Origin of the sequence: Dyadobacter sp. CY343, from assembly GCF_021390335.1 — a bacterium.
Taxonomy (GTDB): domain Bacteria; phylum Bacteroidota; class Bacteroidia; order Cytophagales; family Spirosomataceae; genus Dyadobacter.
Window position 1 is genome coordinate 87,242 of sequence record NZ_JAJUXK010000005.1, and the last position, 13,031, is coordinate 100,272.

Here is a 13,031-nt window from a genome sequence, read left to right on the forward strand (position 1 = left end):
GTATTGAAGCCTTTCTTTTTCACACGTATTCAATACACTTCGGGAAACTGGGATACCGACCAGCGAATGCCTTCCAACCTGTTGCATTCGCTGGTTGAATATACCACGATACCTATCGACGAAAAAGAAAAGATTGTACAACTCAATGGTAATGAAATATTTAAAAGTCCATTCTGTTACCTGAGCGGGCACAAACTGGTAGAGTTCTCGGCCCAGGAGCGCGACCATTTCCGGCGCTATGTGCAAAACGGCGGCTTCGTGTTCGTCGACGACTGCAACCACGATATTGACGGGCTTTTTGCTAAATCCTTTGAGCAGGAAATGGAGCGGACGTTCGGGCCGAAAGTTTTACAGAAAATTCCGAACAACCACCCTATTTACTCCGCCTTCTTCAAATTCGAAGACGGCCCCCCAACCACCTCATTCGAACTAAACGGCTGGGGCGACGACCTGGTACACGATTACCTCAAAGCAATCACCATCAACGGCCGAATCGGTGTACTGTACAGCAACAAAGATTACGGCTGCGAATGGGATTACGATTTCCGGAACAAACGTTTTCTGGCTGTTGATAATACGAGGTTTGGGGTGAATATTGTGGTTTATGCTTTGATGGGTTGAAAGGGAGGAAGGGAGGAAGGGAGGAAGGGAGGAAGGGAGGAAGGGAGGAAAGGGTTTTGTCTTTGCCGATTTTGTCATTCAATCATTCAATCATTCAGTCATTCATTCACTCATTCACTAATTCAAAATTCACTCATTCACTCATTCACTCATTCAAAATTAACTTGAACCTAAACATCGATCACTACAAATCGCTGGTAACAAAGCTGCCGCTGCTGAAAAGAGAAATCGCCAAGGTTATCGTCGGGCAGCGGGAGGCTATTGATGAGATATTGATTTCGCTGCTGGCTTCGGGGCATTGTCTGCTGGAAGGTGTGCCCGGGCTGGCGAAGACTTTGATGGTCAAAACCATGTCGGAGGCGCTCGATATGAGTTTTAAGCGGATTCAATTTACGCCGGACCTGATGCCCGGCGATATTGTTGGTACTGAGATTCTGGAAGAAGATCACGAAACCGGCAAGAAATTTTTCAAATTTAACCGCGGACCGATATTCGCCAATGTGGTACTGGCGGACGAAATAAACCGGACCCCGCCCAAAACCCAGGCTGCTTTACTGGAAGCGATGCAGGAAAAAAGCGTGACTTATGCCGGTGACAATTACCAGCTTCCCGACCCGTTTCTGATCATCGCCACCCAAAATCCGATCGAGCAAGCCGGCACTTATCCCTTACCCGAAGCCCAGCTTGACCGGTTTTTGTTGTATATCAAACTAAGTTATCCGAATGAGCAGGAAGAGCTGGATGTACTGAAAAGTACGACGGGTTCATTCAAAGCAAAAGTAGATCAGGTGCTGACTGACACCGATATCCGCGACCTGCAAAATCTCGTTCGGCAGGTGCATATCAGCGACGAGCTGATCGTGTGGATCAACAAACTGGTGCGCGCGACTAGACCGGAAAGTACGTCTTCGGAATTTGTGAAAGAATGGTGCGACTGGGGCGCCGGCCCGCGCGCAGGCCAGGCGCTGGTACTCTGCGCCAAAGCCAGGGCTGTCCTGAATGAGCGCTTTGCAGTAATTCCGGAGGATATTCAAACACTGGCATACCCCGTTTTCCGCCACCGAATCGCCATGAATTTCCGGGCGGAAGCCGAGAATATCAGTAGTGATCAGGTAGTGAGGGAGTTGTTGAAGGGAATACCCCCTGCCCCCTGAAAGGGGGAGCTAGCAATACCCCCTGCCCCCTGGAAGGGGGTTCTTATTCTAATATAACAACGTAAGAACCCCCTCTCAGGGGGCAGGGGGTAATTGGGAAGAGCAGCAACACTTTAGAACCCCCTCCCAGGGGGCATGGGGGTAAGAGCTCAACGAGACAGGGGGTAAGAGTTCAACGAGGCAGGGGGTAAAAAAAAAGAAACCAATGCAAAAACAACCGTCCTTACTGGCATCCAATTTAATAAAGCTCAAAAACCTGCAACTGACCGGGAGGCTGGTTAGTGAGGAGTTGATGCTGGGGGTGCACTCCAGTAAGCGGTCGGGTATTGGTATTGAGTTTGAGCAGTACCGGCATTATGAGCCGGGTGATGATCCGAAACGCATTGACTGGAAGCTGTTTGCGCGGACAGACAAGCATTTGGTGAGAGAATCTTCTACCGAAAGTGACCGGCAGATCCGGTTTGTGCTGGACCTTTCGGGGTCAATGAATTATAGTGAAAATGGCGTGAGCCGGCTGCAATATGCGCAGATACTACTGGCTTCGCTGGCTTATCTTGGCTATATTCAGAATGACCAGATGAGTTTGTACGCACTGAAAAATGGCTCGGTGGAAACGTTAAATGCAACTGGATCAGGCGCTTCCGGTCGGCAAGCTTTTCAAAAGATATTGGTTGGACTGGAAAAAACGGTTGCTTCTGGTGAATGGCGTTTGGACGAGGAGCGGGGTAGTAAATTTTTAGAGCTGCAATCGAAGAAGAAAGAGCAACTTATTTTTGTAAGCGACTTCTTACAGGTTGATAATGAATGGCTGCAAATGATCCGCTCGCTTGCGAATCCGCATCGCGAGATCGTTATTTTTCAGATACTGGGCACGCAGGAAGCTGATTTTTCCTTAGAAGGTTTCTATCGTTTCAAAGACCTGGAAACGGGTCAGGAAGTCGAATTGGACGCAGGTTCGGTGCGGGAAAAGTTCAGGGCTTCGCTGGGCGAATACCTTGAAAATCTCAAAAAAGAGTTGCAACTCCCGCAGGTCCAGTTGATCAACGTCAAACTGACAGACCCCATCGGAATGGTACTGAAAGCATTTTTAACCAAAAGAAAAGGCTGATGGAATTGCTGCAACCGTGGATGTTATGGGGCGCCGCCGGGATAGTACTGCCGTTTGCAATCCATTTTTGGTACCAAAAAAAGGGGAAGGTGCTGGAATGGGCCGCTTCGCGCTGGCTATTTGAAAAAACCTCCCTGAAACACCGCGGTGTCCGTTTGCATGAAATTTTGCTTCTGCTGGTTCGATGTGCATTGATACTGTTACTGACCTTGATCCTGAGCCAGCCGATATTCAATTTTCGGGAAAATAGCATGGCAGACAAGACCGTCCATATTGTCGAGCCGAATGCAGCTGTGGTCAATGAATATCGTTTTGAACTGGAAAATGCATTGAGAAAAGGTGAGAAAGTGGTTTGGGTAGACAAGCAAGCTGTGGAAATGGAGCGTATAGGCAACATACCAAAAGTGAATAATCCCGCCCAATACCTTCAAAACACGATAAATCATATTCCGGCAGCGGGTGTAAGCTTCAAGATCTATTTGGCTTCAAAACAAGGACTGTTAGATCAGCCCAAAATCTATGTGCCCGGCGCATTCGATTTGTATCCCGCATTTGATTCCACAGATCGAAGGCCGCTTCGATATTTACTGAATAGTGAGGGGGAAAAGTTGGCTGTTCATCCGCAAACAGGGATTTTAGAAGTTTTCGGGTCTGAGCCGGCGGGTTATCGGTTTGCTTCTGCACCTGCGCATTCAGGTCCCGTTTATGTTTTGGTGAAATTTAAAAATAGCCTGGAAAGGCAGACGGTAACCGCGGCTATTGAGGCGCTGGAAACGGTTTATAAAATTCCTTTTGATATTGATGAAAGTGAAAATGCAGATCGGAAATACGATTGGATACTGGCTGACCAGCTCCCGGCCACTATAAATCCGCAATCCATTTATTTGATCTCAGGCAAGCCAGAGCCGATCCAAAAGAGAAACAATGTGCATTATCTGCCCGATTCGATGCGGTTACCTGCCTCCGAACTGGTACAAAATGGGAGGTTGCCCGAGTGGCTGGGCGAAAAAATGGCGGCTCATTTCGGGTTGGTCGGAAACAGCGGAATGCTGAGTACACAGCAATTGCGAAGCATTTTCGTGGAAGCGAAGCCAGCCGCGGAACAGGCAGCCACTTCGCTCAGGCGCTGGCTGCTGCTATTATTGGTCTTGCTAACGATGCTCGAAAGGTGGCTTGCATTGCGGAAAACAACTTTGCCGACCTATGGATAAATTGCGAAAACTTGTATTGTCGGTAAGAAATCAGCTTTATACAGCTGCCGCGATCCGCTGCGTACTGCTCGCGGTTTCGGCGTATTTGCTTGTAGCTGCATTTGCTCCCGGCATTTATGCGGGCATTGCAGGTTTGGCGGCGATTTGTTTTGGTGTTTGGAAAACAGGTATCTATCAAAACAAAAAACAGGCTGCGATCAATTTGATCCACAGGTACACCGGAGATTCGGAATATAGTTTGCATTTGCTTGAAAAAGGGGAGCTTAATATAGCAGAGCAAATGCAGTTGGAAAGGATCAGTGTGCGGGAAGCTACGTTTCCATACTCCAAATTATATATTGAACTGAAACCTTACGCAGTGGCTTTACTCGCGGCGGCGGCAGTTTATTTTTTTATACCTCAAATAAGAAACGGAGGAAATGCCGGAAACACTCAGATTGTTGAAAGTAAAGAGATTTCGAAATCAAATCCTGAAAAAGTACCCGTACTCGCTTCTGCGCGTGTTTTTGTGCAGCCGCCAGCTTACACCCGCTTACCCGCCCGGGAGTCTGCGGAGCTCAATGTAAGCACAATTGCCGGCTCGCGCCTGACGTGGAATATTCGATTTAGTAATGCAGTGGGGATAACTATCAAGCTGGCGAATATGCGCGGTGAGGAAGTTGCATTTAAAAGGAAAGCAGGCGATTTTGAATATGCGGATAAGATAACCGGCTCCGGTTTGTACACGATCAAAGCTTATCTCGAAGACTCACTTTTCTACCAGTCGGAGTTCTATAAGCTGGAAGCGATACCTGACCTTGCGCCTAAAATAGCGCCTGCTTCCAAAGAACTTTACACGTATCATTTGCTGAAAGACAGCAAGTCAATCCGCGTTTCGGCGAAAATATCAGACGATTTTCAGGTTAGTCAGGCATATATCGTGGCTACGGTGGCGCGGGGTGCGGGTGAGAATGTGAAGTTTCGGGAGATCAAATATACACTTGCGCCTTCGCAGTTCAGGGAGGCAACTATTCAAAAAACGATCGATCTGAATGCGCTTAATTTTAGCCCGGGCGACGAATTGTATTACTATTGGGCAGCCGCAGATAACAGGGAGCCGGAAGCGAATTTTACCAAATCGGATACTTATTTCATTGTATATAAGGATACTGCGCAAATTGAGGAAGCCGAACTGGCGACGATGGCAGTCAACATTATGCCCGAATATTTCCGTAGTCAGCGGCAGATTATCATTGATACTGAAAAGTTGCTTGCTCGTCGGAAAAAGCTTTCAAAACAGGCATTTAACGCAGCTTCCAACGAAATCGGGTTTGATCAGAAACTGCTGCGGCTGCGGTACGGACAGTATCTCGGCGAAGAGTTTGAAACCAATATCGGCGGCGGCGCAGCGCCTGAAGAAGGTGGCGATATTGTCGATGCATTTACACACCATTCCGACGGTACCGGCGAAGGCGCGGAGCAGCGTGCGACAGAAGCAGTGGGAGAAAATCACGACCACGATCACGGGAAGGCACATTCTGATACCGAATCAAAAGATCCGCTGGCCGCATTGATGGAGCAATATACCCACTCGCACGACGACGCGGAAACCAATACTTTTTACGAAGCTTCTACGCGCAGTTTGCTGAAAATGGCTTTGGAACAAATGTGGCAATCGGAGCTGCATTTGCGAACTTATGAGCCGGAAAAGGCAATCCCATTCGAAAATAAGGCGCTGGAATACCTGAAATCGGCACAGCAGAAAGCGCGTACTTATGTGAAAAAAAGTGGCTACGATCCGCCGCCAATCAAGGAAAACGAAAAGCGGCTCACTGGTGAACTGAAAGAACTGGCCGCCGATTTTAACACCAAAAAACAATATGATCAGAAAACGACGGCGCAACTTGCCGCCGAACTGCTCGGTTTTCTGGAACATCCGGGAATAGGGAAAAAGCAGGCGCAAATGCAACTGGCTGGGAATGAATTGAGTAACAGGTTGGTAGATAGCGGGCCTTCGGGTAATGCAAGCCGATTTTGGCCCACGCTCGCTGCCTTGCAAAAACTGACAAGCGGGAAAGCACTCTCTCAAACCGAAAAACAACAGCTAAAAACCGAACTTTATAAATACGCCAATCGCACTATGCAGACCAGAAATGGCTACTCTGCCAGCAAAAAACTGGAAGATGCTTTCTGGAATAAAATGCGTTAGCGGACTAACCCGTTGTGAATGATCCAATTTGATTTTGACTGGTCGGATACGTTGAGCCTGGTTTTGCTGGTTGTTGTGATTGCGCTGCTGCCGCTGCAATTGTGGCTGTTATTCAGGAATAATGTGCGCTTGTCGGGTAGCAGGAATGTTCTGAAAGTTGCGTTGAATGTATTGCTCTGGTTTTCTCTGCTTGCATTTGTTTTGCAGCCCTATTTCAACCGGCCCGTGCAATCACTTACCGGGATTATCGCGGGAAAAGAGGTACCATACGAAGTGTCGCGGAGCTTGACCGATAGTTTGCCAAATACCGAATTGATCGCTCCCAAGTTGCTTAGAAACAAGGTTTTAGATACCCTCGTGCTTTTAGGACAGGAAATTCCGGAAGTTATATTCAGCGATTTGCAGCAGTCGGGCCGGCATCCTTTTGTGAAATGGATCCCTTATTTCAAACCGGACCAGCTTCGTCAGTTGAGTTGGAAAGGTGTTTTGAATAAAGGCGAAATGCAGGTGTTTAGGGGAAGTGTTGAGTCTTCTAAAAAGCAGGTTTTAAAGGTTTCTTTCGGAGCGAATGCGTTGGACAGTGTGGTTTTGAATCCGGGGATAAATGATTTCAAATTGAGTTTTCCTGCATTTGCCGAGGGGCGGACTGCGGTCGTACTTCATCTGGCCAACACAACAGTCGATACACTGCGCTTCTTTGCTCGGAAAGCAGATCCATTAACTGTTCGTTTTATACTGGATAGTCCTGATTTTGAGTCGCGTAACCTTGCTTCGTGGCTGGGTAAGAATGGTAATTCAGTAACCTACGATGCCAGGATTTCAAAAGATCTGACCGCTTCTGTCCGGATTAACAATGCGGCGGCTCCCGACCTTTTCATAACCAGTCCTGATAACGCGAAGAATGCTGCTATAAAAAAAGCTGTGGCAAACGGCGCGAGTGTTCTGTTTATGGGATTTCAGGATCCTTCAAGCGAAATGCAGTTGATCAATGCTGAATTGGGCACTCGTTTTCAGGTTCGTAGGGTTTCTAATGAATCTGCGATCAACATTTCGAATACGCTCAGCGCGCTTCCTTACAGTTTTGCCCTTTCGGGAAACCAGTTGCAGATTCCGGATTATCCTGTTGCAGTGGAGAAGCGGGGTGGAAAAGTGGCGGTAAGTCTGCTTAATGAGACTTTTCCAATGCAACTGGCAGGCGATAGTGTAGGTTATCAAAAAATTTGGCACAAAATACTTGCGTATCTGCGCCCACCTCAGGAAAGCAATGTGAATATCGTCGCACCGGTGATCGCCGGCGCCAAAAGCCACATTGAGATCAGTAACTCAAAAAGAAATAAACTGGTCAACTGGGGTAGTGACTCACTTTTCACAACGGGCTCGCCATTTAACGAAAAAACAAAAAATGGCATATTTATTCCTTCTACGGTCGGCTGGGTTGCTTTGGAGGATTCTTTAAATACAGAAGTCCTTGTCGAAAAATCGTCGGATTATGTCAAAACGGCGCAGGTCAGGGATTTTGTAGCTGCTTATGAAAGGCAACTTTCCGGGCTGGAACGGACAAAGGGAAAAATAAAGAGTATTCATACCAGACTTCCGGATTGGTTTTGGTTCACTTTGATACTCATTTGCTTCACTGCACTTTGGGTAGAAGCGAAATTCTCGTGATCAGTTTGCGTCCAGGTCGGCGAGGGTTACTTGCCTGGGATAGGGTACAAAATGAGAATTGGGCTCGTTGATCTTGTAACCGTCTTCCAGATATTGTCGCGATTTCTGAAAATAGACCTGGTACTGTTTGTCACCAGTCACTTTCAGAACCAGCCCCATGTAATAATTGGCCGTCGGGTGCTGCTCGTATTGCTGTAAACACTCGCTGAACCTGGCCTGCGCTTTGTCCAGTTCATTGCCCAGGTAATACGCGATTCCGGAGTAGAGCAGGGTATTGTAGTGAATGTCGTTTCTGCCTTCGCCTCTTCTTTGTGTAGCCATATCTTTTTGAAAATATACCTCAGCCTTTTCAAAGTCACCTGACTGCAAATAGGCCATCGCGATGAAAAATGAAAATGTGTGATCCATCGTAAATGCGTGCGGCATCATTTGCTCGGCGACTTCAAAATCAGCGATTGCTTTGTCGTAGTTTTTTGCCAAAATACAATGCAAATAGCCCCGATAAGGCAGCCAGCGATTGGGTTCAAGTTCGACGGCTTTATCAATATTCTCGAAAAGCTTTTCAAAATTTTTGGTAGCAATAAATGAAAACGCTTTTTCCTGGTAAGCCTCCGAGATATTCGGACAAATTGAAATCAGTGAATCGAAAATCTGCACCCTGCTAGGATGCTCAATGGGGTAATTTTCAGCTTTCTCAGAGTAAACACCAAATAAACTATCGCGGACAGCTTGTGACCCGCAGTCCGGATGATTCTGGGCGGAAGCACCAGTAGCGCAAATAAGTAGCGCAAACGTCAGTGTTTTTATGATTCTCACGCGATATCGGGATATGTAGATGTTACTTTCTTAGCATTCGAGCGTCTTATCAGTACCAAGCACATGTCGTTGTTTGGTAACCAAACATTTTTTACTTTCGACTATCAATTATGCACCTTTTTAATTTAAAAATGTATCTGGCTGCATTAAAGCAGCTGCTCAGGGATCAATCCGGAGAAATGACCGAAATGCAACGGTTAGAGATTTGGAGCAAGATCGAAACATTGCAGGATGTCATTGAAATATTGGAAAAAATGGAAGCAAAATAACATTTAAACGAACAAAAGATGGAAGGCAAACCAGAATTGACAAAGGAAATCGAGCGGTTGCTTGCCGGGGCGGACAATGCCATTAAGGAAGCGACAAGTTATCTGATTAGTCAGGGCGAAGTTGTGGACCTCGCTGAGTGGGTGACAATCAAGGAATACTGCAATAGGTTCGGTGTAAAAAATGTTGAGACAGTTGTGAACTGGATCAATCGCGGGATTATCCCCGCTGAAAATGTACGTACCATTGAAGAGTTTAACCATACCCGGTTGATTCGCGCAATTCCTTATAAAGTCAAAGTTTCGCAATAACTATAACACAGTATTTCCTGCATTATAATAGCACTTTCTCAAAGATATCCTGTCCATAAATGGACGCTTTCTATTCGTGACCGAATGGGCCGGAAAAAAATATTCAGTCTTGCTGTAACGAATCCGGTGCCCAGTCGTCTTTGTCATTGAAATGGATTTACAAACCTTCAACCAACGCATTTTGCCCGTTCAGGGGCGCCTGTTCCGACTGGCGCAAATGTTTCTTCGTAACCGCGAAGAGGCAGAGGACGCGATCCAGGATGTGTTGCTCAGGTTGTGGACCAACAGGCAGCAGCTCGAAACTTACCAAAGCATCGATGCGCTGGCAGTGCAGATGACCAAAAACCTTTGTCTGGACAGGCTAAAATCGCATCGAAACCAGAAAACGGAAGGCGGCTCCGACATTTCGGAAGTGCATGCGAAGGAACAGTCGCCTTATGCGCAGCTCGAAAGCAGCGACAGTTCACGGCTTCTCCACCAACTGATCGGCGGGCTGCCGGAGCAGTACAAGCTGGTTTTGCATTTGCGCGATGTAGAGGAATATTCTTTCGAAGAGATTGAAGAAGTGACGGGTTTGACGAATGCCAACATTCGTGTGATCCTTTCAAGAGCGAGGCAGAAACTGAGGGAGAGCTATCTTAAAGCGAGTAATTATGAAAATGAGCATTGAAAAACTGCTGGAAAAATATTACGAAGGAGAAACCAGCGTGGAGGAAGAAAGAGAATTGAAAAGGTTTTTTCGGGAGGAAAGTGTACCGAAAGATCTCGAAAGTCACGCGGCGCAATTCGGCTATTTCGCGGCGGCACGTGAAGAATACCCGTCGCTTACTTTCACAGGTGCGCTGGCTGCCCGGTTGGACCCGCCGCAGCAGGGGCCGGTGCGGAGGTTTACAAGCTGGATCGTGCAGATAGCGGCTGGATTAGCTTTGTTGCTGGTCGGTTTTGCGGGTGGGTATGTATTGCAAAAAGGCTCCGACAGAAGCGGTGATCGCATTGCAGGATCAGCCGACGAAGTACCGCGGCACGCAATAAAAAATGCGCTGGCGTTTGAAAAAATGGCTTCTACCTCAGCCAGCGAGCGGATTCAGGCGGTGAATCAAAGTTATGAACTCACAAATGTGGACACGGAAACCACCCAGCTTTTAATCAATACCCTCAATTTTGACCCGAATATAAATGTCAGGCTCGCAGCCTGCCAGGCACTGGTGCATTTCGAAAATGAGCCGCAAGTGAACGAGGCGTTGATCCACTCGTTATCCATTCAGACTGATCCTAATATCCAGATCTTGCTGATCGAGGCGCTGGTTGCTATCCGGGAAAAGCGCGCCAGCGAGCAGTTTCAGCAACTTGCCCGGAATGGGAAGAATATGGAGGTGGTGCGCCTCAGGGCGGAGCAGGGAATAGGGGAGCTCAGTAATACGCACGTCCAGAGCTTGTAAGAGTTAGTTTCCATTCGATTTAAGTAAAAATAATTTTATCAAAAACCATGAAAAAAGCACTGTTAGTAAGTGTGGGTGTATTGCTGTGCCTTACCGGCGCAAGCGCGCAGACCCACGAATTTAAGGCCAAACTAGCCAACTCAAAGGATAAAAGAGTGGTGATAGAAATGGCGGCTGCCGACGTGAAGATCGAAGGGAGCAATACGGACGAGATCGTGATCCAGGCCTCAGCGGGTTACGAAGCGCCGCCTGAGCGGGCGAAAGGGCTGAAACCGCTGTATCACACCAGTGTGGACAACACAGGAATTGGGCTGGCGGTTACCAATGAAAACAACGGCCTTAAGATCGAAAAGGTGGCGCGCAAGGAAGCCAAATATACGATCCGCGTACCAAAGCAGGTCGCTGTGTTATTTCAGGAAACGAGCTGGCAGGGTACTTCCAGCCTGGTTATCAACAATATGGACGGCGACCTGGAAATCCGTACGAACGGGGCGAATATCAATTTGAACAAAGTGACGGGACCGGTGGTGGCAAACAGTACAAACGGAAATATCAATGTGGTATTCTCTAGCCTGAGCCAGGCTAAGCCAACCGCCATTTCGTGTATCAGCGGTGAGATTGATGTGTCGCTGCCAGCTGCTACGAAGTCGAACATGAAGCTGAGGTCGATCAACGGCGAAATGTACACGGACTTTGAGTTAGGTGTGAAAAATTCGAAAGACGGGCTTTCCCGACTGGGCGGCGCGAGCAACATTGAGGGTAGTACCAATGGAGGAGGGGTTGAATTGCAGCTCAACTCGATCAGCAGCAATATCTATATCCGTAAACAGAAATAAAACCGCCATGAACATGAAAGATCTTTTCAGAATAATCTGCATTTGCCTGTGCACTACCACATTGTTTGCCCAGAAAAAAATTGACAAGACTTTGCCTTACAAAAGCGGACAGATCGTAAATCTCGAACTGAAATTCGCTGACAGCATCAAGGTGCGTTACTGGGATAAAGACGAGGCGCTCGTAAAAATGGATATTACCATCAACGGTGGCCGGCTTAATGACGCGCTGGTGATCAGGGAAAGTCAAACTTCCGACGAGGTGAAACTGAGTACCGATCTTGATGAGAAAATACTCGACGGAAGCTTGGAATCAGACTGTCCGGAAACGAAACAGGGTCGCTGGACCAATAAAGAAGGCAAGTCACGTTATTTATGTAAAACCATTCACTACCAGGTATTTCTGCCAAAGAATGCGCAACTCAAACTGGAAACGATCGACGGCAATATTGATATTGAAGGTGCGAGTTCGCCGGTTTCTGCTAAAACCATCAGCGGTTACGTGGATATGAACTGGCCGGGTACCAAAGGCGCGAATATCGCCATGAAAACGATTACCGGTGAGGTATATTCAGATTTAAATATTGATTTTAAGAACAAAAAAGAAAAGAATCCGATTGTAGGCTACCTGCTCGAAGGTACCATTCAAGGCGGCGGGCCGGACGTGCGACTTGAATCGATCAGTAATAACGTGTATTTGCGTCAGAAGAAGTAACCATACTATTAGCCAGAAATTTGCGGTACATCCGGGCTTTGCTCTGGAAGTACCGCTTTTTGTTGATATGGGGTGTACAAACCGCCCCATGAACCGCCGGCTTAACCCATGATTTTGCCGGGCTCACCACAAAAAGCAAAACTGAATAAAACGAATAAATTATAATTGCAGCTGGTTGGATCACTGAAATGCCAACTTCCGCATTGGAAAAATTCTTTTTGTCAGTAAACCCCATAATAATTCAGCATGAAAACACAGAGTAAGTATCTGGAAGAAATTAAGAGGCTCCTCGCGGACTATCTGTTAGAGATTGAGAAATCGGATCTGAAACCTTTGTCGGCTCAGGTGTATCAGGTTCAATCCAAAAATTTCGTTAGGTGGATCAATGGAGAATTTACGCCGGGCGAAGTGAAAAAAGCCAAAAAAATGCAGCGGGAAAATCCTGACAAAACAGTTTAATAGCATTTCCCTGTCTGCCAAGCCTCTCTCCGAAAAATTAATACCGCGCTCAACCTGGCGCAACACTATCCGCTCTCGTTCCTCATTTTTATATCTGTGATTCAACGCTATATAACAAAACACCTTCGCGGTAGCTACCGGAAGGTGTAAGATATACTCAACGTTTATAACAAATTTCGATTCGGCCCCGGATCAGAATGTAGTCGTTCGAATCACGATTTTAGTTCAGACCAACAATTAGTCA

The 13,031-nt window shown here is 47.0% G+C and carries 14 protein-coding genes; 13 read left to right on the forward strand and 1 reads right to left on the reverse strand.

What is annotated here, in order from left to right:
• Positions 1 to 3 precede the first annotated feature (3 nt).
• The 6 genes from LZG94_RS18055 to LZG94_RS18080 all read left to right on the forward strand — a co-directional run bounded on the left by LZG94_RS18055 (position 4) and on the right by LZG94_RS18080 (position 7,947).
• Entirely contained in the window at positions 4 to 621 is a 618-nt protein-coding gene (locus LZG94_RS18055) for a DUF4159 domain-containing protein (RefSeq protein ID WP_233793203.1), read from the forward strand.
• Between the two features lie 164 nt (positions 622 to 785).
• Positions 786 to 1,775, forward strand: a complete 990-nt coding sequence (locus LZG94_RS18060) for a MoxR family ATPase (RefSeq protein ID WP_233793204.1) — start codon at positions 786 to 788, stop codon at positions 1,773 to 1,775.
• Between the two features lie 205 nt (positions 1,776 to 1,980).
• Positions 1,981 to 2,883 (forward strand): DUF58 domain-containing protein, encoded by a 903-nt coding sequence (locus tag LZG94_RS18065; RefSeq protein WP_233793205.1) that lies wholly within the window; start codon positions 1,981 to 1,983, stop codon positions 2,881 to 2,883.
• Positions 2,883 to 4,094 (forward strand): BatA domain-containing protein, encoded by a 1,212-nt coding sequence (locus LZG94_RS18070; protein WP_233793206.1) that lies wholly within the window; start codon positions 2,883 to 2,885, stop codon positions 4,092 to 4,094. Before LZG94_RS18065 ends, LZG94_RS18070 begins: the two co-directional genes overlap by 1 nt.
• Positions 4,087 to 6,282, forward strand: coding sequence for a DUF4175 domain-containing protein (locus tag LZG94_RS18075; RefSeq protein ID WP_233793207.1), 2,196 nt, complete (start codon positions 4,087 to 4,089; stop codon positions 6,280 to 6,282). Before LZG94_RS18070 ends, LZG94_RS18075 begins: the two co-directional genes overlap by 8 nt.
• A gap of 18 nt (positions 6,283 to 6,300) precedes the next feature.
• Positions 6,301 to 7,947 carry a hypothetical protein gene (locus tag LZG94_RS18080; RefSeq protein WP_233793208.1) on the forward strand — a complete coding sequence of 549 codons (1,647 nt, stop codon included), beginning with the start codon at positions 6,301 to 6,303 and terminating at the stop codon, positions 7,945 to 7,947.
• On the opposite strand, the gene LZG94_RS18085 is transcribed toward LZG94_RS18080, so the two are convergent.
• A complete protein-coding gene (locus LZG94_RS18085; RefSeq protein ID WP_233793209.1) occupies positions 7,948 to 8,763 on the reverse strand; it encodes a tetratricopeptide repeat protein in 816 nt (271 codons plus the stop codon). It lies immediately after the preceding gene.
• A gap of 110 nt (positions 8,764 to 8,873) precedes the next feature.
• Between LZG94_RS18085 and LZG94_RS18090 the strand changes: the two genes are divergently transcribed.
• The 7 genes from LZG94_RS18090 to LZG94_RS18120 all read left to right on the forward strand — a co-directional run bounded on the left by LZG94_RS18090 (position 8,874) and on the right by LZG94_RS18120 (position 12,787).
• Positions 8,874 to 9,032 (forward strand): hypothetical protein, encoded by a 159-nt coding sequence (locus LZG94_RS18090; RefSeq protein WP_233793210.1) that lies wholly within the window; start codon positions 8,874 to 8,876, stop codon positions 9,030 to 9,032.
• A gap of 18 nt (positions 9,033 to 9,050) precedes the next feature.
• Positions 9,051 to 9,341 carry a hypothetical protein gene (locus LZG94_RS18095; protein WP_233793211.1) on the forward strand — a complete coding sequence of 97 codons (291 nt, stop codon included), beginning with the start codon at positions 9,051 to 9,053 and terminating at the stop codon, positions 9,339 to 9,341.
• 151 nt (positions 9,342 to 9,492) lie between these two features.
• Positions 9,493 to 10,011 carry an RNA polymerase sigma factor gene (locus tag LZG94_RS18100; RefSeq protein ID WP_233793212.1) on the forward strand — a complete coding sequence of 173 codons (519 nt, stop codon included), beginning with the start codon at positions 9,493 to 9,495 and terminating at the stop codon, positions 10,009 to 10,011.
• Entirely contained in the window at positions 9,995 to 10,780 is a 786-nt protein-coding gene (locus LZG94_RS18105; protein WP_233793213.1) for a HEAT repeat domain-containing protein, read from the forward strand. Before LZG94_RS18100 ends, LZG94_RS18105 begins: the two co-directional genes overlap by 17 nt.
• A gap of 47 nt (positions 10,781 to 10,827) precedes the next feature.
• The gene (locus LZG94_RS18110; protein ID WP_233793214.1) at positions 10,828 to 11,616 is read left to right on the forward strand and encodes a DUF4097 family beta strand repeat-containing protein; all 789 of its coding nucleotides are present in this window, start codon (positions 10,828 to 10,830) and stop codon (positions 11,614 to 11,616) included.
• Between the two features lie 13 nt (positions 11,617 to 11,629).
• A complete protein-coding gene (locus tag LZG94_RS18115; RefSeq protein WP_233793215.1) occupies positions 11,630 to 12,328 on the forward strand; it encodes a DUF4097 domain-containing protein in 699 nt (232 codons plus the stop codon).
• A gap of 246 nt (positions 12,329 to 12,574) precedes the next feature.
• A complete protein-coding gene (locus tag LZG94_RS18120; RefSeq protein ID WP_215231885.1) occupies positions 12,575 to 12,787 on the forward strand; it encodes a hypothetical protein in 213 nt (70 codons plus the stop codon).
• Positions 12,788 to 13,031: the final 244 nt, after the last annotated feature.